Raw genomic sequence first — 22,584 nt, forward strand, 5'->3', positions numbered from 1 at the left:
AGCGGGCCTGCCGCACGGGCTTTCCGTACCGGCCCGCCCCACGGGCCCGCCGCCCGGAGCCCGGGCCGGATCAGCCCTGCTGACCGGTCGGGGCCCCGCCGGGCAGGCCGAGCAGCCGGCGGAGTTCCCGGCCAGTCCGGCCGGCTTCGCGGTGGAGGACGCCGGCGATGCCGATCCGCTCCGCGCCGACCAGGTTCTGCGGCAGGTCGTCGACCATCACGGTCGCCTCCGGCCGAACGCCCAGCCGCTCGCAGGCGATCCGGTACGCCCGCCGGGACGGCTTGCGGGCGCCGATCTTCCCCGAGACGGCCACCGCGTCGAAGAGCGAGGGCAGGTCGTAGCCCCGGTAGCCGTCGTCGCCGAGCGAGTTGGAGAGCAGCCCGACCGGCACGCCGGCCGACCGCACCTCCTGGACCAGCTCCAGCATCGCCGGGTCCGGCCGCAGCCCGGCGAGGATCCGCTCCAGCAGACCGTCCGCCTCGGCCGCGGGTCCCGCGGCGCCGTGGGCGCGCAGCCGCTCGGCGAAGCCGGTCTCGAACTCCCGCTGGGAGAGCCGGCCCTCCTCGTGGCCGGCCAGCAGCCGGCGGCTCGGCTCGTCCTCGGCCAGCAGTCGCAGCGGCAGCCGGGGATCGGCGTCCGGGCCGAGGGTCGCCCCGAACGCCCCGAAGGCCTCGCCGATGCTGCTGGTCAGCACCCCGCCGAAGTCGAAGAGGACGGCGCCGCGCGGAGCGGCGCCCGCGGCGTCGCCTCCGGCCGTGGGCGTCCGAGGGGCCGTCCCGGGGCTCACTGGAGCGAGTCCTGGTAGCGGCGCATTCCGCGCAGCCACCGCTCGTAGTCGGTGGCCTTGCGCCGGAAGAACTCGCCGACCTCCGGGTGCGGCAGGATCAGGAACGGCTCCTCGCCGCCGACCGCCTCGGCCACCCGTTCGGCGACCTCCTCCGGCTCCAGCACCGCACCCGCCTCGGTGACCGCCCTGTTGCCGGTCCGGCGGTCCTTGTCGTCCGAGGCCGCACCGGAGTTGAGCATCTCGGTGTTGACGCCCATCGGGCACAGGCAGCTCACCCGGATCCCGCGGTTGCCGTAGGTGACGGAGAGCCATTCCGCGAAGCCCACCGCCCCGTGCTTGGAGACCGCGTACGGCGCCGAGCCGATCTGGGTGAGGAGTCCGGCGGCGGAGGCGGTGGCCACGAAGTAGCCCCGGCCGCGCTCCAGCCAGCCCGGCACCAGCAGCCGCGCGGCCCGGACATGGCCCAGTACGTTGACCTCCAGCGCCTGCCGCCACTGCTCGTCGGTGGCGTCGAGTCCCGGGCCGCCGCCGACCCCGGCGTTGGCGAAGAAGACGTCCACCGGGCCGAAGGCCGACTCGGCGGAGTCGATCAGGGCCCGCAGATGCTTCTCCGAGGCGGCGTCACCCGCCAGTCCCAGCAGGCGGTCCGCCCGCCCCTCGGCGGAGAGCCGCTCGACGACCGCGTCCAGCCGCTCCGCGTTCAGGTCGGTCAGCACCACCCGGGCGCCGCCCGCCAGCAGCCGCTCCGCGAGGGCCGCGCCGATACCGCCCGCGGCCCCCGTCACCACCGCCGTACTGCCGCTGATCTGCATCCCATCCACTCCCTTGTGACCGGACCCGGCCGTGGACGCTACGTGAACCCGGTCTCAAGTTCAATGGCGTACGCTTCGGGACCCGCCCCTCCCGACCACCCGCCGATGGGAGCGCCAGCCGTGGCCGATCCGGACTCCGACACCCACTCCGACGCCGACACCGGCACCGCCCGCCGGGTCAACCCGCGCAGCGCGCGCGGGATGCGGACCCGGGCCGCCCTCGTCCGGGCCGCCCGCGAGGTCTTCGAGCGGGACGGCTACCTGGACGCCCGAATCGCCGACATCACCACGACCGCGGGTGTGGCGGCCGGCTCCTTCTACACCTACTTCGTCAACAAGGAGGAGATCTTCACCGCGGTCGTCGCCCAGGTCCAGGAGGAGATGCTGCATCCGAACCTGCGGCAGCGCACCGGGATCACCGACCCGCGCGAGCTGATCAGCGCGGCCAACCGCGAGTACCTGCGGGCCTATCGGAAGAACGCCCGGCTGATGGCGGTCTTCGAGCAGGTCGCCCAGATCGACGAGGACTTCCGCGCGCTGCGGGTGAAGCGCGGCGACGCCTTCGCGCAGCGCAACGCGCGGATGATCCGCGAGCTGCAGCGCGCCGGGCTGGCGGACGCCGCCCTCGATCCGCTGGTCACCGCGCACGCGCTGTCCTCGATGGTGAGCCGGATGGCCTACCTGGTCTACGTGTCGGGGCAGCGCATCCCGTTCGAGCGGCTGGCCGGCACCCTGGACCGGCTGTGGGAGAACGGCCTCCGGCTGCGGCCGCCGGACACCGGCCCGGAGGAAGCCGGCCCGGACGAAGCCGGCCCGGAGGATGCCGGTCCGGCGGGCGGCCGCTGATCGGGCTCAGGTCGCGAAGACCTGGGCGTCGTCCGCGAAGGCCTTGAACTCCAGCGCGTTGCCCGCCGGGTCGTGGAGGAACATCGTCCACTGCTCCCCCGGCTGCCCCTCGAACCGCAGATACGGCTCGATCACGAACTCGGTCCCGGCCTCCCGCAGCCGCCCCGCCAGCCGGTGGAACTCCGGCACCGGGAGCAGCAGCCCGAAGTGCGGCACCGGCACGTCGTGCCCGTCCACCCCGTTGCTGATCCGCGGGATCGGCTCCTTCGACAGGTGGGTGACGAACTGGTGGCCGTGGAGGTTCCAGTCCACCCAGGTGTCCGAGCTGCGCCCCTCGGCGAGGCCGAGCACCCCGCCGTAGAAGCGGCGCGCCCGGTCGAGGTCGTCCACCGGCATGGCGAGATGGAAGCGCGGTATCGGCATCGGGGTCTCAGACATGGCGGCATGCTACGTCACGAAGATCCGCTCGCCGGGGCGGGCGCGGAGTACATGTAGGACTTCTCCTCGACCCGCTCCCGGATCCGCCAGGCCCCGTCCACCCGGACGAACCGGTCGAGGTACCAGAGCCCGCAGAACAGCACCCCGCCCCCGGCCGTGCCGTCCGCGCCGGGCAGCACGAGCGGGTTGTGGCACATGGTCCGCCCGGTCGCGGTGTCGCCGTCCACCGTCAGGGCGCTGTTGGCGATGAGGTGCTGGAAGGCGGGGATCCCGCCCATCGCGGCGGCCAGGAAGACCTTGGTCTCGGCGAGCCCGCCGCGGGGCCCGCCCATCGCGGTGTAGTCGATCACCGCGTCCGGTGTGAAGACCTCGTCCAGCAGATCCCACTGGCGGGTGTCCACGGCGTGGCTGTAACGGACCATCAGATCCTGGATCTCCAGCCGGTCCGAGACTTCCTGCAACGACAGCATGGCAGCGGAAGCTACGCCGGTGGGCGCGAGTCCGGAAGGGCTTCGCGGACAGGCCGTTCGGGTGGCGGCGTGCCGGGCGGTGGCGCAGGCTGTCCTGGTGGTGGTGACCAGCGGACGCAGGGCGAGGCGAAGGCACGGATTCCCGCCGTCGGAAGGGCCGGGGACACGATGAGTTCAGCGCAGCAGCCCGCGGGGCGGCCGAAGCGCTCGGCGGAGGAGTCGAGGCGCTGGCGGGCGCTCGGGGTGTGTCTGACGGCGGCGTTCATGACGCTGCTGGACACCTCGATCGTCAACGTCGCGCTGCCGTCCATCGAGCGCGGGCTGCACGCCTCGCAGGCGGACCTCTCCTGGGTGCTGTCCGGCTACGCGCTGACCTTCGGCCTCGCCCTGGTGCCGGCCGGCCGGCTGGGCGACCTGCGCGGACGGCGGAACTCCTTCCTGATCGGCATGGCGCTCTTCACCGTCTTCTCCATGGGCTGCGGACTGGCCCCCGGCTCCGCCTGGCTGGTGGTCTTCCGGCTGGCCCAGGGCGCCGCAGCCGGACTGGTCTCGCCGCAGGTCTCCGGGCTGATCCAGCAGATGTTCAGCGGGGCGGAGCGGGCCCGGGCGTTCGGGATGATGGGCAGCATCATCGGGATCTCCACCGCGATCGGCCCGCTGGTCGGCGGACTGCTGATCCAGGCCTTCGGCGAGGCGGACGGCTGGCGGTGGGTCTTCTTCGTCAACCTGCCGATCGGCCTCGGCTGCCTGGCCGCCGCCTGGCGGCTGCTGCCGCGCCGGGATCCGCAGGCCGGCCGGCGCCAGAGCTTCGACCCGGTCGGCGTCCTGCTGCTCGGACTCGGCGTGGTCACGGTGATGCTGCCGCTGGTCCAGGAGCAGCAGTGGCACGGGGCCGCCAAGTGGCTGCTGCTGCCGGCCGGCGCGCTGCTGCTGGGCGGCTTCTGGTGGTGGGAGGGCCGGCAGGACCGGGTGGGGCGCAGCCCGCTGTTCCAGCTGAGCCTCTTCCGGATGCGGTCCTACGCGCTGGGCGCGCTGCTGGCCATGGTGTACTTCGCCGGTTTCACCCCGCTCTTCTTCGTCTACACCCTCTTTCTGCAGACCGGGCTGGGCTACTCGGCCTTCCAGGCCGGCCTGGCCTCGCTGCCGTTCGCCCTCGGCTCCGCCGTCTCCGCCCGGCTGGGCGGCCGGCTGGTGGTGCGGTACGGGCGGAAGGTGGTGGTGCTGGGGCTCGGCTGGGTGGCGGTGGGCCTGGCCGGGACGGTGCTCGCCGTCCACCTCACCCCCGGGCAGTCGGCCGCCTGGGCCGCGGCCGTACCGCTGCTCGCGGCCGGGTTCGGTTCCGGGCTGAGCATCGCCCCGAACACCACCCTGACCCTGGCCGCCGTCCCGGTGCGGCTGGCCGGGGCGGCCGGCGGGATGCTGCAGACCGCGCAGCGGATCGGGTCGGCCGCGGGCATCGCCCTGGTCGGGGCGGTCTACTTCGCCCATCTGGCGAGCAGTCACAGCTGGCCCGGGGCGCTGCAGTTGGGCCTCCTCACCGCCCTCGGGCTGGTCCTCCTGGCGATCGTCGCCGCCGTCGCCGACCTCGGCACGGACCGCGGCGACCAGCCGGTCGGCGGCAACCGCTCCGAGGCGGGCGGCTGAGCGACGGGCCCGGCGGCCGACTCCGCCGGGCGGCTCCCCGCTCAGGCCCGCCGGGCGGCTCCGCCGACGGCTCCCCGCTCAGGCCCGCCGGGCGGCCCAGAGCGAGCGCTCGGTGCGTACCACCAGGTCGTCCCGGTGGGCGATGCTCTGCGGTCCGCCGGCGCCCAGCAGCCGGTCGAGGGCGGCGAGGTCCTCGGCGGAGAGCGCCTCGGCGGCGGCGCCGCGCAGCCGCCGCAGGCTGGCGAGGGCGTAGCGGCCGATCGTCGCGGCGCGCCCGCTGCCGGCGGCCTCGATGTTCACGGTGACCGTGCGCTCGGCCTCCAGCGCGAACCCCGCGGCGGTCAGCATCGGCCCCCAGTCGGCGCCGCGGTGCGGCACGTGCTCGGCGTGGAAGCGGTCGGCGGCGGCGTGGCAGCGCTCCTCCAGCCCGGGCCGGTCGGCGGGGGCGTCCTCGGGCAGGAAGCGGGGCAGGCCCGCCAGCTCGACGACGGCGAAGAGGCCGCCGGGGGCCACGAGGTCGTGGACGCCGCGCAGGGCGCGGGGCGGGTCGGCCATGTGGTGCATCGAGGCGGAGGCCCAGACCAGCTCCGGCGAGCCGAGGTCGGGCCAGGCCGGCTCGTCCAGGTCGGCCCGCACCGTGCGCACCCGGTCGGCCAGTCCGCGGGCGCGGGCCTTCTCGCGCAGCCGCTCAAGGTGCTCGGAGGAGGTGTCGACGGCGGTGACGTGGGCTCCGGGGAAGCGGTCGAGGAGGGCGAAGGTGCCCGCTCCGGTGCCGCACCCCAGGTCCACGATCCGCCGGGGCTCGGCGGTGAGCGGAAGCCAGGCGGTGATGTCGGCGATCTGCTCGGCGAGCACCTCCGCGTCCAGGTCGAGCAGCTCCGCCAGGGCGGCGTCCCCGTCGGGGTCGTGGGGGGCGGGAGTGTGATGGTGCTGGGGCTGGTGCGCTTGGGTCATGGGCCCACGGTAGGCAGCCAGTGCCCCTGGGGCAAAGCCTCTTGCTTAATACGCAAGAAGGCAGCTCCGCACGCTGCCGTTCGCGCAAATTCGGGAGCGAACCGCCCGCCCCCGGACGCTCAGTCGCCCTTCCCCGCGTCCCGCTGGTGCCCCCGGCGGGCGTCGCGGTCGAAGATGCCGAGGACCTCGCAGGGGCCGCTCTCGACACCGATCGCGTGCGGCATCATCGTGGGGAACTCGGCGGCCTGGTTGGTGTCCAGCCGGATGCGCTTGTGGCCGAGCATGAGGATCGCGACGCCGGAGAGCACCACCAGCCATTCGCGGCCGGGGTGGGCGCGCATCCGGGCGGGGTCGTCGGGCGGCGGCTCGGTCAGCCGCTGGCGCAGCACGCTGACGCCCGGCTCGCCCTTGACCGGCCAGCGCAGCCGGCCGCGCGCGGCGTCCACCGTCGGGCTGGTCACCACGTCGTCGGCGGCGGTCTCGACGAGCTGGTCCAGGGAGGTGTCCAGGGCGCGGGCCAGGGTGACCAGCTGGTCCAGGGCGAGGCGGCGCTGACCGTTCTCGATCCGGCTCAGTGAGGACTGGCTCAGCCCGGCCCGCGAGGCGAGCTCCTCCAGCGACCACCCCTGCGCCACCCGCAGCGCCCGAAGCCTCTTCCGTACCAGGCCGTCCAGCCCCTCGTCCTCATCGCCTTGCGTCATGGGCAACAGGCTATGCGAGCCCTGCAAAGCCGGCATCCGGCGCCGCGCTGACGGCGCGTCAGCCCCGGGCGCCGACGGGACCGGACTCCGTGACGGCCGCCAGCAGTTCGGCGTCCCGGCTGCCCGGCTCGGCCGTGTACAGCATGATGCGGAGGTCGGGGCCCGAGACGGCGAGGATGTCGCAGTCCAGGGTGATCGGGCCGGCCTCCGGGTGGTCGATGGTCTTGCGCGCGGCCTCGTGCCTGCCGACCGCGCCGGAGTCCCACAGGTCCGCGAAACGCCCGCTGCGGGAGTGGAGTTCGGCGATCAGCTCGCCCAGCCCGCGGTCCGCGGGGTAGCGCTCGGCGGCGGTGCGGAGGTCGGCGACCATCGCCCGCTCGAACGCGTCCCGCTCCTCCGGGGACTGGCGGGCCCGGCTGCCGGGACCGGCGAAGTGCCGCCAGACGCCGTTGCGCTCCAGGCCGCGCCACTCCGCGGGGTCGCCCATCAGGGCCGCGTACGGGCGGTTGACCAGCAGCAGCGTCCAGCTCGCGTCGTAGACCGCGACCGGGGTGCCGGACAGCCGGTCGAGGAGGCGGTGGACGCCCGGTGTGATCCGCTGCGGGAGGCTGCCGGCGCTCGGCGGGGCGAGGCCGGCCAGCCGGTGGAGGTGAGCGCGCTCCTCGTCGTCCAGGCGCAGCGCCCTGGCCAGCGCCTCGACGATCTGGGCCGAGGGGTGGCCGGCGCGACCCTGCTCCAGTCGGACCACATAGTCGGCGGAGATCCCGGCGAGCCCGGCGAGCTCCTCCCGCCGCAGCCCGGGGGCGCGCCGGCGGCCGCCCGCCGGCAGCCCGGCGTCCTGCGGGCGGACGCGGTCGCGCCAGCGGCGCAGCGCCAGGCCGAACTCGCTCCGCGCGCCGCCGTCCCCGGGACTCGTCATGGTGATCAGTCTGCCTCGCCCGGCCCGCGCCGTGCCTGGTATCCGCGTTCCCAGGAAAAGCGGCCACTGGCTGCCACCGGCCGCCGACCGCAGGCTTGAGGCATGACCGAGACACAGAACGCAGAGCAGGAGGCGTCGGCCGTGAGCACGATTCTGGTGACCGGAGGCAACAAGGGGATCGGCTTCGCCACCGCCCGCCGGCTGGTGGACGCCGGGCACCGGGTCTACATCGGCAGCCGGGACCCGGAGCGCGGACGGGCCGCGGCGCAGGAGCTCGGCGCCCGCGCGGTCCAGCTCGACGTCACCGACGACGCCTCGGTGAACGCCGCCGCCAAGGCGATCGGGGAGGCCGAGGGCAGGCTCGACGTCCTGGTGAACAACGCCGGGATCGAGGCCCGGAAGCCCGGGGGCGGCATCGTCGGCGCCGCCGAGACCACCGCCGACCACATGCGGGAGATGTTCGAGACCAACGTCTTCGGCACGGTCCGGGTCACCCACGCCTTCCTGCCGCTGCTGCAGCGGTCCGAGGCGCCGGTGATCGTCAACGTCAGCAGCGGTCTGGCCTCGCTCACCGCGCTCTCCGACCCGGAGCACCCGGCGGCCTTCTACCCCGGCGTGGCCTACCCGGCGTCCAAGGCCGCGGTGAACATGGTCACCGTGCAGTTCGCCAAGGCCTTCCCGAAGCTGCGGATCAACGCGGTCGAGCCGGGCTTCACCAAGACCGCGCTGAACAACCACACCGGCACGCAGACCCCCGAGGAGGCCGCCGAGGTGATCGTGCGGATGGCCGAGGTCGGCCCGGACGGGCCCACCGGCGGCTACTTCGACGTCAACGGCCCCCTGAAGTGGTGACGGCGGCGGGAACCGGCACCGCCCGCGGAACCCGCCTTCCACAGGCTGGATGAGGGGCTGGACGGGGCCCGCCCGGCCGCGCAGAATCCCGGCGTGGCGCGCCCCGCGCCGCGATCCCCCATCCCCCGAGGGGAGATGACCCCGTGTCGGATTCCACCGCGGCCGCGGCGGCGACCGCCGCCGACCTGCCGAGCCGGCTCCACCACAACGCGTACCTCACCGAGGACCAGGAGGCCACCCGCGCCTTCTACGAGGACCTGATAGGCCTGCCGCTGATCGCGACCTGGAAGGAGCAGGACGAGCTCTTCGGGGCGGTGCGCACCTACTGCCACACCTTCTTCGGCCTCGGCGACGGCAGCGCGCTGGCGTTCTTCCAGTTCGCCGACCCGGCGGACCAGGAGCGCTTCGGCCCGGCGCTCACCCCGTCCCCCTTCCGGCACATCGCGCTGAAGGTGAGCGACCAGGTGCAGGAGGCCATCGCGCAGCGGCTGGAGAAGGCCGGCTGGAAGCCCGAGGAGACCTACGTCCTGGAGCACGGCTACTGCCGCTCCCTCTACACCGCGGACCCCAACGGCCTGCTGCTGGAGTTCACCGCCGACGCCCCCGGCATCGAGAGGACCGACGCCCAGCGCCGGGCCACCGCCCACGAGGAGCTCCGCGCCTGGCTGGCGGGCGACCACAGCAGCAACAACCACTACCGCTGAACAGCGCGGCCCGCCGGGAGCGCCCCCGGGGCGAAGTCCTGCCGGTGGGCCCGGCCGGCGGGGGCTCTTCCCCCGGCGGGGGCGGAGGCCTCAGGATGGCGCTGAAGCCGGGCGGGCCCGTCCGGACGGCAGCGGACGTCAACGGGAGGGCGGTCCCCGTGGGGGAAGGCACGCAGCTGGAGACGGAGCTCTCGTACACGAGCGGGGTGGCGGGGGTTCCGCTGCTGGGGGACACCATCGGGCGCAATCTGGCGCGGACGGTCGCCCGCTTCCCGGACCGGGAGGCGCTGGTGGACCTGCCGAGCGGGCGGCGGTGGACCTACCGGGAGTTCGCCCGGGACGTGGCCGTGGTCGCCCGGGGCCTGCTGGCCCGGGGCGTCGCCCGCGGCGACCGGGTCGGGATCTGGGCGGTGAACTGCCCGGAATGGGTGCTGGCGCAGTACGCGACGGCGCGGATCGGCGCGATCCTGGTGAACGTCAACCCGGCCTACCGCACCCATGAACTCGCCTACGCGCTGAGGCAGTCCGGGGTCTCCCTGCTGATCGCCTCGACCGTCCACAAGTCCAGCGACTACCGGGTGATGGCCCGTCAGGTGCGGCCGGAGTGCCCGGAGCTGCTGGACGTCGTGCACATCGGCGAGGACTCCTGGAACGCGCTGCTGGAGGCCGGCGCCGAGGTCACCGAGGAGGAGCTGCTCGCCGCGGAGGAGGAGCTCGGCTGCGACGACCCGATCAACATCCAGTACACCTCGGGCACCACCGGATTCCCGAAGGGCGCCACCCTCTCCCACCACAACATCCTCAACAACGGCTTCTTCGTCGGCGAGTTGCTGGCCTACACGGACCAGGACCGGATCTGCGCACCGGTGCCTTTCTACCACTGCTTCGGCATGGTGATGGTCAACCTCGCCGCCACCTCCCACGGGTCCTGCATCGTCATCCCCGCGCCCTCCTTCGAGCCGGAGGCCACCCTGCGGGCGGTGGAGGAGGAGCGCTGCACCTCGCTCTACGGAGTGCCGACGATGTTCATCGCCGAACTCGGCCTGCCCGGCTTCGGCAAGTTCGACCTCGGCACCCTCCGCACCGGGATCATGGCCGGCTCGCCCTGCCCAGCCGAGGTGATGCGGCGGGTGATGGCGGAGATGCACATGGCCGAGGTGGCGATCTGCTACGGGATGACGGAGACCTCGCCGGTCTCCACCCAGACCCGCCGCGGCGACGACATCGAGCGGCGCACCGGCACGGTCGGCCGGGTGCTGCCGCACCTGGAGGTGAAGCTGGTCGACACGGCGAGCGGCGCCACCGTCCCGCGCGGCGAGCCGGGCGAACTCTGCACCCGGGGCTACTCGGTGATGCTCGGCTACTGGAACGATCCCGAGCGGACGGCCGAGGTGGTGGACGCGGCCCGCTGGATGCACACCGGCGACCTCGCGGTGATGCGCGACGACGGCTACATCGAGATCACCGGCCGGATCAAGGACATGGTGATCCGCGGCGGCGAGAACATCTACCCGCGCGAGATCGAGGAGTTCCTCTACACCCATCCCAAGATCGCCGACGTCCAGGTGGTCGGGATTCCGGATCCCCACTACGGGGAGGAGATCCTGGCCTGCGTGATCCCGCGCGATCCGGCCGACCCGCCCTCCCTGGAGGAGCTGGCCGCGTTCTGCCGGGGCCGGCTGGCGCACTTCAAGATCCCGCGGCGGCTGGAGATCGTCGGCGACTTCCCGATGACGGTCAGCGGGAAGGTCCGGAAGGTCGAGCTGCGGGAGCGCTACGGGGAGGGGTGACGCCGTCCCCGGCCGGGCCTGGCCGTCCCTGCACAGAAACCCTTGTTAGGCTTGCCTAACCAAATGGCCGACGAAGGGGCAGGGGCAGCCATGGCGAAGGAGCCTGAGCCGGTGCGACAGGGCGGCGGGCGCGGCGGCGGGCGCGGGCGCCCCCGACTGCGCCTCGAGGTGCTGCGCACCTCGCTGATCACCCCGCACATGGTGCGGATCGTCCTCGGCCGCGGGGACATCGCGGCCTTCACCGACAACGGACACGCGGACCACTACGTCAAGCTGGCCTTCCCGCAGCCGGAGGCCGAAGGCGGCGGCGAGGTGGTCCGCACCTACACCGTCCGCCGGTACGACGCCGAGGCCGGCGAGCTCACCATCGACTTCGTCCACCACGGCGCCGAGGGAACGGCCGGGCCGTGGGCGGCCGCCGCCCGGCCCGGGGACGAGCTGCTGCTCTCCGGTCCCGGCGGGAAGTACTCCCCGCTCCCCCGCCCGGAGGCCGACTGGCATCTGCTGGCGGGCGACGAGAGCGCGCTGCCGGCCATCGGCTCCGCGCTGGAGCGGATGGCCCCGGGGACCAGGGCGGTCGCGCTGGTCGAGGTGGCCGGACCGGAGGAGGAGCAGAAGCTCGACTCCCCGGCCGACCTCGATCTGGTCTACCTCCACCGGAGTCACGGCCAGGCACCGGGCGAGGCGCTGGAGGCGGCGGTGCGCGCACTCGACTTCCCGGCGGGCCGGGTGCAGGCCTTCGTCCACGGCGAGGCGACCGCCGTGATGAAGGGGCTGCGCCCGCACCTCCTCAAGGACCGCGGCCTCGACCGCGGACTCCTCTCCATCTCCGGCTACTGGCGGAGGGGGGACACCGAGGAGTCCTTCCGCCGCTGGAAGCAGCAGGAGGCGGCGGCCGAATCGGCGGACTGACGCCGCCGCGGCCGCGCCGGGCGGTCACGGCAGGCGCGGCCACGGCGGGCGCGGTTACGGCGGGCGCGGTTACGGCAGGCGCGGTTACGGCAGGCAGCCCACGTGGGCCAGCGCCTGGCGCAGCAGGACGCCCTGCCCGCCCGGCATCTCGCTCTGCACGGAGCCGGAGGCGGCCTCCTGCGGGGTGAGCCACACCAGGTCGAGGGCGTCCTGCCGGGGCCGGCAGTCCCCCGTCACCGGCACCACATAGGCCAGCGACACGGCGTGCTGCCGCGGGTCGTGGAAGGGGGTGACGCCCGGCGTGGGGAAGTACTCCGCGATCGTGAACGGCTGCAGGGAGGGCGGCACCTTGGGGAGGGCCACCGGACCGAGGTCCTTCTCCAGGTGCCGCAGCAGCGCGTCCCGCACCCGCTCGTGGTAGAGGACCCGCCCGGAGACCAGGGTGCGGCTGACGGTGCCGTCCGGCCCGATCCGCAGCAGCAGCCCGACGGCGGTGACCTCTCCGCTGTCGTCGACCCGGACCGGGACGGCGTCCACGTAGAGAATGGGCATCTGCGCGCGGGCGATCTCCAGATCGCCGGCGCTCAGCCAGCCGGGAGAGGTCCCGGTGGCGTCGGTGGTGTCAGCCATGTCAGCCATTCGCTGATCGTACGTTGATCGGCGGCCCCGGCGCTCAGCGCGCTGAAATCGGCCGTTTCCCGGAGTTCAGCGCTGCCGGGGGGATGCGCCGCCCACGCCGGGGCAGGAAGGCGGTATGGCCATGCACATCGTGTACCTGCTGATCGTCGGCTTCCTGGCCGGCGCGCTCGCCCGGTTCCTGCTTCCGGGCAAGGACCCGTTCAGCCTCTTCGGCACCCTGATCGTCGGTGTCGCCGGCTCGCTGGTCGGCGGCTTCATCAGCGACGAGATCTTCTACCACCACTGGACCCACACCTTCCACACCAGTGGGTTCATCGGATCCGTCGTCGGCTCGCTGATCATCCTGATCATCGCGCGGATCGCGCGCAGCGGGAGCCGCGGCCGCGCATGACGCGGCCTCAGCCCCGCCCGTGCTCCCGGGGATCGGGCGAATCCCGGAGCGCCGCGGAGCGCGAGGGAACCGATTCGCCCGCTGCTCCCTCCAATCCACGAGACCCCCGGCCGGAAGGGGAAGCCGGCCGGGGGTCCTGAGCCGACGGCCCCCCGGCGACCGGCCGCGGTTCAGGGCGTGACCACCAGTTTTCCGCGGGTGTGCGAGGAGCGGCTGGCGTCGAAGGCCTCGCCGACCCGCTCCAGCGGGAAGGTCTCCGCCACCTCCACGGTCAGCGCCCCGCGCTCGGCCAGGTCGGCGAGTTCGGCCAGCTTGGCGCCGTCCGGCCGGACCCACACCCAGGCGCCGCCGTGCTCCTCCACCGACGGATCCGCGACCGAGACGTGCCGCCCGCCCTTGGCCAGCACCGCCAGCGTGGTCTCCAGCTGACCGCCGGCGAAGTCGGCCACCGCGGTCACCCCGTCCGGGATCATCTCCCGTACCCGGTCCGCCAACCCGTCGCCGTAGACGACCGGTTCGGCGCCGAGGCCCTGCACGTACTCGAGGTTGCGCTCGGAGCAGGTGCCGATGATCCGGACCCCGCGCTCCCGGGCGATCTGCACGGCGAAGCCGCCCACCCCGCCCGAGGCGCCGTGGATCAGCAGCACGTCCCGCTCGCCGACCGCCAGCCGGTCCAGGCAGCGCAGCGCGGTCATCCCGGCCAGTGGCAGCCCACCCGCTTGCGTCCAGTCCAGCGCGGCCGGCTTGCGCGCGCAGTGGACGGCGGCGACCGCGACCAGTTCGGCGAAGGTGCCGTCGCGCACCACGTCCTTGCGGGCGTAGGCCATCACCTCGTCGCCGACGGAGAACTCGGGGGTGTCCGGACCGGCCCCGACCACCTCGCCGGCCACGTCCCAGCCGGGGATGACCGGGAAGACGCCGAGCAGCATCCCGTCCAGGCCGCCCGCCATCACCTTCCAGTCGACCGGGTTGACCCCGGCCGCCCGCACCCGGACCAGGACCTGCCCGGGGCCGACCCGGGGATCGGGGAGGTCTCCGCAACTCAGCCGGGAGTTGTCGGGCGCGTAGGCGTCATAGCTGACTGCACGCATCGTCAGAAGCCTTTCCGGAAGCGGAGGGAACGGTTCTCACCCGCCTCCGCCCAGGCTAGGGCAGTCGCCGCCGCCCGGCCGGGCGTGGCGCGCGGCGGCGGCCTCCCGGGTGGCCGCGGCCCCGGCGGCCCCGAACGATCATCGGCTTCCTATCATGGCGTCAACCGATGACCCGCCCCCATGAGTTGGCGGGCCGCTGGGCCATCTGGACAACCTGGACACCTGAGGACGGAGGCCGCCCGAATGGCCGGTCGTGATCTTGGAATGCTGGTACTGCGGGTCGGGGTCGGAGGTGTGCTCACCGCCCACGGCACGCAGAAGCTCCTCGGCTGGTTCGGCGGGCCGGGTCTGGAGGGCGCCGCCCAGGGCTTCCACGCCATGGGCTTCCGGCCGGGCCGGACCAATGCGATAGCCGCCGGCCTCGGCGAGGCGGGCGCGGGCGCGCTGCTGGTGGCCGGGCTCGGCACCGGGGCCGCCGGCGCGGCGGCGGCCGGCACGATGGCGGTCGCCGCCACGGTCCACGCCGACAAGGGCTTCTTCGCCCAGCAGGGCGGCTACGAGTACCCGGCGGTGCTGGGCGCCTGCGCGGCCGGGCTGGCGCTGGCCGGCCCGGGCCGGTTCTCCCTGGACCGGGCGATCGGCCACCGGCTGGACCGCCCCTGGCAGCGCCGCCTCGCGCTGGTCGCGGCGGGTGCCGCGGCGTACTCCGTGGTCTCGCGGCGCAGGCGCGCGCTGGCCGCGGCGGCCGCCGCGGCGCCCGAGCCCGTGCAGGAGGAGGTCCCGGAGGCGGAGTCCACCGAGGCCTGAGGCTCCGCCGCGCGCGTCCGCCGCGGTCGTCGGCGCCGGCTGGCACGATGGGGGTTCGGGAGCACCCGCGGCAGCGAGGGAGGGTTCCATGCCGGACACCCCGCAGGACGTCCACGGCGGCGCGACGACCGCCCGGTCCGTCAACCGGCTCGGCGCCGCCTGGGCCGGGCGGCTGGACACCCCGCCGGGCGGCCAGGACGGCACGGTCTTCGCCCCGGTCGGCGTCTGGCCGCTGCTCGGCCTGCTGGCCGTCGGCGCCGAGCCGCAGGTCGCCGCCGAGCTCGAGGAGGCCGTCGGCCTGCCGGCCGGGCGTGCGGCCTCGGCGGCCCGCGTGCTGATCGAGGCGCTGGAGAAGCGGGACGGCATGTCCGCCGCCCTCGGCCTGTGGACCGCTGGCTCGGTGGGCCTCGACGCCGACTGGCTCTCCGCCCTCCCCGCCGGCACCCACGGCGAGCTCACCGGCGACAGCGCGGCCGACAAGGCCCGGCTGGACGGCTGGGCGCGGGACCGGACGGACGGTCAGATCCCGGCCATGCCGGTCCGGCTGGACCCCACCACCCTGCTGGTGCTCGCCTCCGCGTTCACCGCGCGGGACGACTGGGCGCAGCGCTTCACCGAGCGCCCGCTGCGCCCCGGGAGCGGCCCGTGGTCCGGCCGCGAGCGCCCCGGACTCCACCGGGACTCGGCCCTGGACGACGACTCGGTGGGCGTGCTGGTCCCCGACTCCACCGACCTCGACACCGGCACCGACGCGGGCGCGGGCACCGGCACGAGCGCGGGCGCGGGCGCGCCCGTCACCGAGGTCCGGATCGCCGGCGAGCGCACCCTCGACGTCCATCTGCTGCTCGGAGCCGAGGACGCCGCCCCGGCCCAGGTGCTGCGCACCGGGATCGCCGCGCTGGAGACCGCCGGAGGCCGAGCGGCCGGCGTCCGCCGGATCGGGGCCGAGGATCTGACGGAGGAGACCGCCGGCCCGGGGATGACCGTCGGCACGACCACCACCACCGACCGCCTGGCCCGCCCCCGCCTCGATCTGAGCACGGTCCCCTTCGAGGTCTCGGCCACCCACGACCTCCTCCGGCTCGCGGAGGTCTTCGGCCTGGCCACCGCCGCCGATTCGGGGCGGAACCGGTTCCCCGGGGTGAGCACCGACACCCCGCTCGCCGTCCAGTCCGCCGGCCAGTCGGCGACCGCCGAGTTCAGCGCCACCGGTTTCCGCACCGCGGCGGTGACCGCGATCGGGATGATGCGGGCCGCCGCGGTGCTGCAGACCCCGCCGGAGCAGCGGGTACGGCAGGTGGCGGTGCGGTTCGAGCGGCCGTTCGGCTTCCTCGCGCTGCTGCGCCCGGAGCGCGGGGAGGGGGCGGAGGAGGGCCCGCCGCTGCTGCTCTCCGCGGGGTGGGTCGGCAGCCCCTCGGACTGACCGGCCGGCTTGCGGGGCCGCGGCCGGTGGCCAAGATTCGAGGGCATGGACAAGAACCAGGGCCCGGGCCCCGGCGAGCCGCAGGACGCCCACGGCTCCCACGACTCCGGCGAGGCGGGCGAGCGCGGCCGGCGCCGCTCCGAGTACATCCGCCGCCTGCTGCGCGAGCTCGACGGCTACGAGGACACCGCCGGCGGCGAGATCCGCGCCGAACTCCACGAGCTGGACCGGCTGCGGCAGACCGGCGAGATCACCCAGGAGGAGTGGGAGCGGCACCGGGCGGAGATCATCCGGCAGAGCGAGGACTGATCCGCCGGCGGAGGGCGTAGGGTCGGCCGGATGCTGGTGTGGATCAACGGCCCCTTCGGCGGCGGCAAGACGCAGACCGCGTACGAGCTCCACCGGCGGCTGCCCGGCAGCGTCGTCTGCGATCCGGAGCACGTCGGCTTCGGCCTCCACCGGATGACGCCGCGGGAGCTCCGCCGCGACTTCCAGGACCTGCCGGCCTGGCGGCAGGGCGTCCGCCAGGTGCTGGAGCGGGTCCTCACCGCGCAGCCGGAGCGGACCGTCCTCGCCCCGATGACCCTGGTGCGGGCGGAGTACTTCGACGAGATCGTCGGCGCCCTGCGCGCGGAGGGCCACCAGGTGCGGCACTTCGCGCTGCTGGCCGAGCGGGAGACGGTGCTGAAGCGGCTGCGCGAACGCGGCCTCGGGCACCTGGTGCGGATCGCCGGCGGAAGGGACGCGCCGCTGCGGCGGGAGAGCTTCGCGGTGGCCCGGCTGGACGACTGCCTGGAGCGGCTGCGGGACGAGCGCTTCGCCGAGCACATCCGCACCGACCGGCTGAGCGTCGCCCAGGTCGCCGAGAAGATCGCCGCCTCCGCCGGACTGCCGATCTCCCCGGACCGGGACGGGCCGGTCCGCGGCCCCCTCCGGCGCGCCTGGACCGGCCTGCGCCACATCCGCCTCGACTGACCCGGCCGCCCGTCCCCGGTTAGCCTGGCCTTCGTGCACATCACCTTCGTCTGCAGCGGGAACATCTGCCGCTCGCCCTCCGCCGAACTGGTCCTCCGCGAGCGCCTGGCCGAGGCCGGGCTCGCCGACGGGGTGGAGGTGAGCAGCGCCGGGATCGGCCCCTGGCACGTCGGGGACCCGATCGACCCGCGCGCCGCCGAGGTCCTGGCCGGCCACGGCTACCCCACCGGCCACATCGCCGAGCAGGTCGGGCCCCGCCACCTCAAGGCGGACCTGCTGCTGGCGATGGACGCCGGCCACGAGACGGCGCTCCGCCGGCTGCTCCACCGCGAGTACGGCAGCGGCGCGGAGGGCGATCCGGCCGCCCGGGTCCGCCTGCTGCGCTCCTTCGACCCGCGCGCGGTGGCCGCCGGAGAGCTGGACGTGCCCGACCCCTACTACGGCGGGGACGAGGGCTTCCAGGAGATGCTGGAGATGATCGAGGCGGCGATGCCCGGCCTGCTGGACTGGGTGCGCGAGCAGCCGGAGGGGTGAGCGCCATGCCAGAGGACCGGACCAGAGCGGCCGCGGCGGCCGCGGAGCGGCTGACCGGAAGGGCCGTGTCGGACCCCCGGCCGATGCCGGGCGGGGACGGCGGCTCGGCCCTCACCCGGGTCCGGCTGGCGGACGGCGGGGCCGCGGTGGTGAAGCGCGGGCAGGCGCCCCGGGCGGTGCCCGCCGAGGCGGCCGGGCTGCGCTGGCTGGCCGAGGCCGGCGCCCCGACCCCCGCCGTCCTGGGCGCGGACGAGGAGTGGCTGGTCATCGAGGCGGTGCCGGAAGGCTCCGCCGGTCCGGCCGAGGCCGAGGAGCTGGGCCGCCGGCTGGCCCGGACCCATGCGGCCGGCGCCCCGGCCTTCGGCTCGCCGCCGCCCGGCGGCCCGGCGGACGCCTGGATCGGCCGGGCGCCGATGCGCAACCGCGAGGGCCGGGACTGGCCCGCCTGGTACGCAGAGCACCGCCTCCTCCCCTATCTCAGGACGGCCGTGGACCGGGGCTCGATCGAGCCGGGGGCCGAGGCGGGCGCGATCGAGGAGGTCTGCTCCCGCCTCCCCCGGCTGGCCGGTCCGCCCGAGCCGCCGGCCCGGCTGCACGGCGACCTGTGGAGCGGCAACGTCCTGTGGGCCGGCGCGGCCTCCGGCGACGCCCGGCTGATCGATCCGGCGGCGCACGGCGGGCACCGCGAGACCGACCTCGCCATGCTGCGCCTCTTCGGCTGCCCGCAGCTGGACCGGATCCTGACGGCCTATCAGGAGGAGACGCCACTGGCCGACGGATGGGCGGAGCGGGTGCCGCTGCACCAGCTCTTCCCGCTCCTGGTGCACGCGGCCCTCTTCGGCGGGGGTTACGGCGGCCAGGCGGTCGCGGCCGCGCGGACGGCGCTCGCGCGGGGCTGAGGCCGACGGGGCTGAGGCCGACGGGGCTGAGCCCGCCAGGGCCCCGTGCGCGGAACTGCTCGCTGACACGCCGTCACACGCAGTCTTGCGCACGGCCGTTCACAGCTTCTACCGTTCTCCCCAGCGTCTCCGGTACCGCATCCGCACCGTTCGAGACCCCAGGGAAGGACCGCCGCATGCGCCGCGTCCCTCGTACCCTCCACACCCTCCGCATCCGACGCAGACTCTCCGCGGCCGGGCTGCTGCTCCTCGCCGCGGCCGTACTGCCGGGCGTCACCCCCGGCCCGGCGGCGGCCGCGGCCGGGCCGGCAGCGGCCGCCGCAGCCTCCGCGCCCTCCGCGCCCTCCGCGACCTTCCGGGACGCCGGGTCCTCCCTGGACCTCACCGTCGCGGCGGCCTCCGGCGCCCCCGGTTACACCCTCCGGATCGACCGGTCGCCGTTCCGGATCACCACCCTGCGCGGCGGCGACGCCGGGCCGACCGTCATGGCCACCACCGCCGGCCAGGCCGGCTCCTCCGGCCCGGCGGACTTCCTCACCGCCTCCGGCTGGGCCACCGCCACCGCCGTGCGGCAGGCGCGCTGGGCCGACGGCGTGTTGGACCTGACCCTCGCCACCACCGCCGCCGGCGACACCGTCGACTACCGGATCACCCCGGCCGCCGACCGCTACCGCACCACCTGGTCGATCGCCGGGCCGGCGCCCGCGACCCAGGTCGCCGCCCACTACACCACCGCCTCCGCCGGCCACTGGTACGGGCAGGGCGAGACGCCGAACAGCTACCAGCCCTGGCCGCTGGACACCGGCAGCGTCCGGGACACCTCGATGGCCCCGGCCGAGTACCTGATGACCGAGCCGTTCTGGTTCACCCAGCGCGGCAGCGGGCTGTGGGTCGACACCCACGACGTCATGGACGTCTCGATGAACTCGCTCACCCCCGGCGTCTTCGGCTACGCCCTCACCGGCAGCTCCGCGATGGACGCCACCGTCTTCGTCGAGCGCACCGCCCGCGACGTCTACCAGGACTACCTGGGCATCACCGGCCCGCCCGCCCAGGTCCGGGCCACCAAGCAGGAGTTCGCCCAGCCGCTGTGGAACACCTGGGCGCAGTTCTACACCTCGGTCACCGAGGACGGCGTCCTCTCCTACGCCCAGGGCCTCCACGACGCCGGCGTCCCGGCCCAGGCGATCCAGGTGGACGACGGCTGGATGACCCACTACGGGGACTTCGCCTTCAACAGCAAGTTCCCCAGCCCGAAGACCCTCTCCGACCGGATCCACGCGCTGGGCGACAAGTTCGGCCTGTGGGTGACCCTGTGGATCAACAACGACGCGGACGACTACGCCTACGCCGCCCAGCACGGCTATCTGCTGCGGTCCAAGTCCGACCCGTCCAAGCCCTGCTCGGTGAGCTGGTGGAACGGCACCGCCGGGATCGTCGACCTGGCCAACCCGGCCGCCCGGGCCTGGTACACCGGGCAGTTGACGAACCTTCAGCAGACCTACGGCGTCGACGGGTTCAAGTTCGACACCCGGTTCTTCGACGAGTCCTGCGCCGCCTACCCCGGCTACTCCGCGCTGGACTACCTCACCCTGGGCGCACAGCTCACCTCGCAGTTCGACCAGCAGGGCGCGGGGGTGCGGATCCACTGGACCGGCTCGCAGAAGTACGGCTTCGTCACCCGCCAGGTGGACAAGGGCACCGGCTGGCCGTACCTCCGCTCGGCGGTCGCGCAGAACCTGGCGATCTCCACCGTCGGCTACCCGTTCATCGAGACCGACATGATCGGCGGCTCGCTCGGCCAGCCGCCCGCCACCAAGGACGTCCTGGTCCGCTGGGCGCAGGCGGCCTCGGCGATGCCGCTGATGTACTCCTCCACCTCGCCGCTTGGGGTCAGCAACCCGTACGGGAGCCAGTCCTACGACCGCCAGACGGTGGCGCTGTACACGGCGGCGGTCAAGCTCCACGAGCGGCTGGCGCCGTATGTGCAGAAGCAGGTGGCGCGGGCGGAGAGGAGCGGTGAGCCGATCATGAAGCCGCTCTTCTTCGACTTCCCGGGCGACCAGGCCGGCTACACCGTCAGCGACGAGTGGCTGCTCGGCGACGACCTGCTGGCCGCCCCGGTCCTCGCGGACTCGGCCACCCGCGCCGTCCACCTCCCGCCGGGCCGCTGGTACGACACGGTCCACCACCGGGTGCTGACCGGACCGGCCGACCTCCCGTCCTTCTCCGCCGATCTGGACCAGACCCCGCTCTTCGTCCGGCTCGGCACCCCGGACACCGGCGCGCTGATCTCCGCGCTCGCCCCCGCCGCCACCCGGCCCTGAGCGCCGGGGGCGGAGGGAAGCGGAGGGAAGCACCGCCCGCCGCCCGGCCGTGCCGGGCGGCGGGTTCAGTCCGGCAGGGTCTCGCCGCGGGTCTCCGGGGCCAGGCGGACCAGCAGGATGCCGACCGCGAAGACGACCGCGGTGAGGGTGAGCGGCAGGGTGAGCGAACCGGTGGCGTGGATGCCGTAGCCGATCAGGAAGGTGCCGGCCGCCGCCACCCAGCGGGAGAAGGTGGTGGTGAAGGCGAAGGCGGTGGCCCGCATCCGGGTCGGGTACTGCTCGGGCAGCCACAGCGTGAAGACCGCGAAGCTGGCGCCGCCGAGCCCGAGCAGCGGCAGGAAGCAGAAGGTGACCGCGATCGAGTGCATCGGGTACGCGATCCCGTAGGCGCCCACGGTACCGACGATCATCAGGCCGAACATGCAGGCCAGCGCGGATCGGCGGCCCCAGCGCTGGGCGAGCCGGGGCACCGCGAAGCAGCCGAGGACGGTGAAGGCGGCCACCGTCATCGAGGAGAGGCCGGCCAGCCGGACGATGTCGCCCTTGGTCCAACCGCCCTGGGTGGCCAGGTTGCTGACGGCGGTGGGGACGTAGGTCGAGCCGGCCCACAGGCCGATCACGCAGACCACCAGCAGCACCAGGTTGCCGAGGGTGCGGGAGCGGTAGCCGGGTGAGAAGACCTCCTTGGCCGGCTCCCAGAACGAGCGCCTGCGGGCCTCCGCGCTCTTCTCCTCCCACTTGTCCGGCTCCGGCATGGTCCGGCGGAGGAAGAAGACCGCGATCGCCGGGATCGCCCCGACCGCGAACATCCCGCGCCAGCCCAGCGAGGTGCCGAAGAGGAGGTAGATCGCGGAGACCACGATCACGCCGAGGTAGGCGGCGGAGTGCATCAGCCCGGAGAACCGCTCGCGGGAGCGCTCCGGCAGCGCCTCGGCGAGCAGCGTCCCGGCCATCGCCCACTCGCCGCCGACGCCGACCGCCGCCAGGAAGCGGAAGGCGTTCCACTCCCACAGGTCGGTGGAGATCCCGGCGAGGGCGGTGAAGACGCCGTACATCAGGATGGAGGCCATCATCGCGGGCCTGCGGCCGAACCGGTCCGCGACCGGCCCCCAGAGGAAGGAGAAGCCCCAGCCGAGGAGGAAGACCGCGGCGCTGATCTGGCCGTACCAGCCGACCGCGGCGGGGGTGTCGGCGATTCCGGAGCGCGGCAGCAGCACGGCCATGGTCGGGGCGAGCACCAGGCCGAAGATCGTCCAGTTGAAGCCGTCCATCGCCCAGCCGCTGAACGAGCCCCAGAACGCCCGGGACTGATCCCGGGTCAGCCGGGGGCGCTGCCCGTCGGCCGGATCGGGACCGCTGCCGTCGGCGTCGGCGTTGGCGGCAGCGGTGGCAGCGGCGGCGGTGGCGGTCGCAGAGGCCGGGGCCGAGACCGGGCCGGTGCCGGCCCCGGCGCCGCGGCCTGTGTCTCCGGCTGGTTCGTCGATGGTCATCGGGCGGCCCCTTCGTCGCGGTCGTCTCGATTCGGCGAGATCGTTCAACGGAATTCAGCGAACAGGTCCAGTGGCTGGACCACTGGGCCGTCAGAGTGCCAGAGATCACGGAGGGCCTGTCAAGGGGTAGGCCGGGCCGCCCCCGGACTTCACACCTTCACCACCGGCAGGGGAACGGT

At 74.4% G+C, this 22,584-nt stretch carries 24 protein-coding genes; 14 read left to right on the forward strand and 10 right to left on the reverse strand.

What is annotated here, in order from left to right; all coding sequences use genetic code 11:
- Positions 1-70: 70 nt before the first annotated feature.
- Both BS73_RS06680 and BS73_RS06685 read right to left on the reverse strand, forming a co-directional pair.
- Positions 71-787 (reverse strand): HAD family hydrolase, encoded by a 717-nt coding sequence (locus tag BS73_RS06680; RefSeq protein WP_051939590.1) that lies wholly within the window; start codon positions 785-787, stop codon positions 71-73.
- Positions 784-1,599, reverse strand: coding sequence for an SDR family oxidoreductase (locus BS73_RS06685; protein ID WP_037570423.1), 816 nt, complete (start codon positions 1,597-1,599; stop codon positions 784-786). The genes BS73_RS06680 and BS73_RS06685 overlap by 4 nt, the downstream gene beginning before the upstream one ends.
- Before the next feature lie 120 nt (positions 1,600-1,719).
- On the opposite strand from BS73_RS06685, the gene BS73_RS06690 reads away from it, so the two are divergent.
- Entirely contained in the window at positions 1,720-2,445 is a 726-nt protein-coding gene (locus BS73_RS06690) for a TetR/AcrR family transcriptional regulator (RefSeq protein ID WP_235215327.1), read from the forward strand.
- A 6-nt stretch (positions 2,446-2,451) separates the two neighbouring features.
- On the opposite strand, the gene BS73_RS06695 is transcribed toward BS73_RS06690, so the two are convergent.
- Positions 2,452-2,883: a VOC family protein gene (locus BS73_RS06695; protein ID WP_037570424.1), complete on the reverse strand. Its 432-nt coding sequence runs from the start codon at positions 2,881-2,883 to the stop codon at positions 2,452-2,454.
- 14 nt (positions 2,884-2,897) lie between these two features.
- Positions 2,898-3,353: a nuclear transport factor 2 family protein gene (locus BS73_RS06700; protein ID WP_037570425.1), complete on the reverse strand. Its 456-nt coding sequence runs from the start codon at positions 3,351-3,353 to the stop codon at positions 2,898-2,900.
- Positions 3,354-3,521: 168 nt separating this feature from the next.
- Between BS73_RS06700 and BS73_RS06705 the strand changes: the two genes are divergently transcribed.
- Positions 3,522-4,997, forward strand: a complete 1,476-nt coding sequence (locus tag BS73_RS06705; protein ID WP_037570426.1) for an MFS transporter — start codon at positions 3,522-3,524, stop codon at positions 4,995-4,997.
- Between the two features lie 78 nt (positions 4,998-5,075).
- On the opposite strand, the gene BS73_RS06710 is transcribed toward BS73_RS06705, so the two are convergent.
- The 3 genes from BS73_RS06710 to BS73_RS06720 form a co-directional block, all read right to left on the reverse strand.
- Positions 5,076-5,951, reverse strand: a complete 876-nt coding sequence (locus tag BS73_RS06710; protein ID WP_037570431.1) for a class I SAM-dependent methyltransferase — start codon at positions 5,949-5,951, stop codon at positions 5,076-5,078.
- Between the two features lie 119 nt (positions 5,952-6,070).
- Positions 6,071-6,652 carry a helix-turn-helix domain-containing protein gene (locus tag BS73_RS06715; protein ID WP_037570432.1) on the reverse strand — a complete coding sequence of 194 codons (582 nt, stop codon included), beginning with the start codon at positions 6,650-6,652 and terminating at the stop codon, positions 6,071-6,073.
- A gap of 58 nt (positions 6,653-6,710) precedes the next feature.
- Positions 6,711-7,571 carry a helix-turn-helix transcriptional regulator gene (locus BS73_RS06720; protein WP_037570433.1) on the reverse strand — a complete coding sequence of 287 codons (861 nt, stop codon included), beginning with the start codon at positions 7,569-7,571 and terminating at the stop codon, positions 6,711-6,713.
- A 141-nt stretch (positions 7,572-7,712) separates the two neighbouring features.
- Between BS73_RS06720 and BS73_RS06725 the strand changes: the two genes are divergently transcribed.
- The 4 genes from BS73_RS06725 (at position 7,713) to BS73_RS06740 (ending at position 11,829) form a co-directional block, all read left to right on the forward strand.
- Positions 7,713-8,423 (forward strand): SDR family oxidoreductase, encoded by a 711-nt coding sequence (locus BS73_RS06725; protein WP_037570434.1) that lies wholly within the window; start codon positions 7,713-7,715, stop codon positions 8,421-8,423.
- Between the two features lie 143 nt (positions 8,424-8,566).
- Positions 8,567-9,127, forward strand: coding sequence for a VOC family protein (locus BS73_RS06730; protein ID WP_051939592.1), 561 nt, complete (start codon positions 8,567-8,569; stop codon positions 9,125-9,127).
- A 158-nt stretch (positions 9,128-9,285) separates the two neighbouring features.
- Positions 9,286-10,917: an AMP-binding protein gene (locus BS73_RS06735; protein ID WP_322987244.1), complete on the forward strand. Its 1,632-nt coding sequence runs from the start codon at positions 9,286-9,288 to the stop codon at positions 10,915-10,917.
- Positions 10,918-11,007: 90 nt separating this feature from the next.
- Positions 11,008-11,829, forward strand: a complete 822-nt coding sequence (locus BS73_RS06740; protein WP_051939593.1) for a siderophore-interacting protein — start codon at positions 11,008-11,010, stop codon at positions 11,827-11,829.
- A gap of 84 nt (positions 11,830-11,913) precedes the next feature.
- Here the strand turns inward: BS73_RS06740 and BS73_RS06745 are convergent, their stop codons facing one another.
- A complete protein-coding gene (locus BS73_RS06745) occupies positions 11,914-12,468 on the reverse strand; it encodes an NUDIX hydrolase family protein (RefSeq protein ID WP_407674970.1) in 555 nt (184 codons plus the stop codon).
- Between the two features lie 115 nt (positions 12,469-12,583).
- On the opposite strand from BS73_RS06745, the gene BS73_RS06750 reads away from it, so the two are divergent.
- Positions 12,584-12,859 (forward strand): GlsB/YeaQ/YmgE family stress response membrane protein, encoded by a 276-nt coding sequence (locus BS73_RS06750; RefSeq protein WP_051939595.1) that lies wholly within the window; start codon positions 12,584-12,586, stop codon positions 12,857-12,859.
- Positions 12,860-13,029: 170 nt separating this feature from the next.
- Here the strand turns inward: BS73_RS06750 and BS73_RS06755 are convergent, their stop codons facing one another.
- Positions 13,030-13,950, reverse strand: a complete 921-nt coding sequence (locus BS73_RS06755) for an NADP-dependent oxidoreductase (protein WP_037570436.1) — start codon at positions 13,948-13,950, stop codon at positions 13,030-13,032.
- 243 nt (positions 13,951-14,193) lie between these two features.
- On the opposite strand from BS73_RS06755, the gene BS73_RS06760 reads away from it, so the two are divergent.
- From BS73_RS06760 to BS73_RS06790, 7 genes are all read left to right on the forward strand, one after another.
- Positions 14,194-14,757 carry a DoxX family membrane protein gene (locus BS73_RS06760; RefSeq protein WP_235215328.1) on the forward strand — a complete coding sequence of 188 codons (564 nt, stop codon included), beginning with the start codon at positions 14,194-14,196 and terminating at the stop codon, positions 14,755-14,757.
- Positions 14,758-14,845: 88 nt separating this feature from the next.
- Positions 14,846-16,180, forward strand: coding sequence for a serpin family protein (locus BS73_RS06765; protein WP_051939597.1), 1,335 nt, complete (start codon positions 14,846-14,848; stop codon positions 16,178-16,180).
- A 45-nt stretch (positions 16,181-16,225) separates the two neighbouring features.
- On the forward strand, positions 16,226-16,489 hold the full coding sequence (locus BS73_RS06770) for a hypothetical protein (RefSeq protein ID WP_037570437.1): 264 nt from the start codon (positions 16,226-16,228) through the stop codon (positions 16,487-16,489).
- Positions 16,490-16,519: 30 nt separating this feature from the next.
- On the forward strand, positions 16,520-17,155 hold the full coding sequence (locus BS73_RS06775; protein ID WP_037570438.1) for an AAA family ATPase: 636 nt from the start codon (positions 16,520-16,522) through the stop codon (positions 17,153-17,155).
- A 33-nt stretch (positions 17,156-17,188) separates the two neighbouring features.
- The gene (locus tag BS73_RS06780) at positions 17,189-17,689 is read left to right on the forward strand and encodes a low molecular weight protein-tyrosine-phosphatase (RefSeq protein ID WP_037570439.1); all 501 of its coding nucleotides are present in this window, start codon (positions 17,189-17,191) and stop codon (positions 17,687-17,689) included.
- Between the two features lie 5 nt (positions 17,690-17,694).
- Positions 17,695-18,588, forward strand: coding sequence for a fructosamine kinase family protein (locus BS73_RS06785; protein WP_037570442.1), 894 nt, complete (start codon positions 17,695-17,697; stop codon positions 18,586-18,588).
- Positions 18,589-18,764: 176 nt separating this feature from the next.
- Positions 18,765-20,915: a glycoside hydrolase family 31 protein gene (locus tag BS73_RS06790; RefSeq protein WP_084703850.1), complete on the forward strand. Its 2,151-nt coding sequence runs from the start codon at positions 18,765-18,767 to the stop codon at positions 20,913-20,915.
- Positions 20,916-20,980: 65 nt separating this feature from the next.
- Here BS73_RS06790 and BS73_RS06795 read toward each other — a convergent pair whose 3' ends face one another.
- Complete coding sequence (locus BS73_RS06795) at positions 20,981-22,405, reverse strand: MFS transporter (protein WP_051939599.1); 1,425 nt, start codon at positions 22,403-22,405, stop codon at positions 20,981-20,983.
- Between the last annotated feature and the right edge of the window lie 179 nt (positions 22,406-22,584).

This window comes from Phaeacidiphilus oryzae TH49 (assembly GCF_000744815.1).
GTDB lineage: Bacteria > Actinomycetota > Actinomycetes > Streptomycetales > Streptomycetaceae > Phaeacidiphilus > Phaeacidiphilus oryzae.

Excerpts from the sequence above, each read along its gene's own strand:
- BS73_RS06700 (WP_037570425.1), bottom strand. The coding sequence starts at position 3,353 with ATGCTGTCGTTGCAGGAAGTCTCGGACCGGCTGGAGATCCAGGATCTG.
- BS73_RS06770 (WP_037570437.1), top strand. The coding sequence starts at position 16,226 with ATGGACAAGAACCAGGGCCCGGGCCCCGGCGAGCCGCAGGACGCCCAC.
- BS73_RS06795 (WP_051939599.1), bottom strand. The coding sequence starts at position 22,405 with ATGACCATCGACGAACCAGCCGGAGACACAGGCCGCGGCGCCGGGGCC.
- BS73_RS06745 (WP_407674970.1), bottom strand. The coding sequence starts at position 12,468 with ATGGCTGACATGGCTGACACCACCGACGCCACCGGGACCTCTCCCGGC.
- BS73_RS06715 (WP_037570432.1), bottom strand. The coding sequence starts at position 6,652 with ATGACGCAAGGCGATGAGGACGAGGGGCTGGACGGCCTGGTACGGAAG.
- BS73_RS06755 (WP_037570436.1), bottom strand. The coding sequence starts at position 13,950 with ATGCGTGCAGTCAGCTATGACGCCTACGCGCCCGACAACTCCCGGCTG.
- BS73_RS06720 (WP_037570433.1), bottom strand. The coding sequence starts at position 7,571 with ATGACGAGTCCCGGGGACGGCGGCGCGCGGAGCGAGTTCGGCCTGGCG.
- BS73_RS06760 (WP_235215328.1), top strand. The coding sequence starts at position 14,194 with ATGGCCGGTCGTGATCTTGGAATGCTGGTACTGCGGGTCGGGGTCGGA.
- BS73_RS06790 (WP_084703850.1), top strand. The coding sequence starts at position 18,765 with ATGCGCCGCGTCCCTCGTACCCTCCACACCCTCCGCATCCGACGCAGA.
- BS73_RS06750 (WP_051939595.1), top strand. The coding sequence starts at position 12,584 with ATGGCCATGCACATCGTGTACCTGCTGATCGTCGGCTTCCTGGCCGGC.
- BS73_RS06685 (WP_037570423.1), bottom strand. The coding sequence starts at position 1,599 with ATGCAGATCAGCGGCAGTACGGCGGTGGTGACGGGGGCCGCGGGCGGT.
- BS73_RS06705 (WP_037570426.1), top strand. The coding sequence starts at position 3,522 with ATGAGTTCAGCGCAGCAGCCCGCGGGGCGGCCGAAGCGCTCGGCGGAG.
- BS73_RS06695 (WP_037570424.1), bottom strand. The coding sequence starts at position 2,883 with ATGTCTGAGACCCCGATGCCGATACCGCGCTTCCATCTCGCCATGCCG.
- BS73_RS06785 (WP_037570442.1), top strand. The coding sequence starts at position 17,695 with ATGCCAGAGGACCGGACCAGAGCGGCCGCGGCGGCCGCGGAGCGGCTG.
- BS73_RS06775 (WP_037570438.1), top strand. The coding sequence starts at position 16,520 with ATGCTGGTGTGGATCAACGGCCCCTTCGGCGGCGGCAAGACGCAGACC.
- BS73_RS06765 (WP_051939597.1), top strand. The coding sequence starts at position 14,846 with ATGCCGGACACCCCGCAGGACGTCCACGGCGGCGCGACGACCGCCCGG.
- BS73_RS06710 (WP_037570431.1), bottom strand. The coding sequence starts at position 5,951 with ATGACCCAAGCGCACCAGCCCCAGCACCATCACACTCCCGCCCCCCAC.
- BS73_RS06740 (WP_051939593.1), top strand. The coding sequence starts at position 11,008 with ATGGCGAAGGAGCCTGAGCCGGTGCGACAGGGCGGCGGGCGCGGCGGC.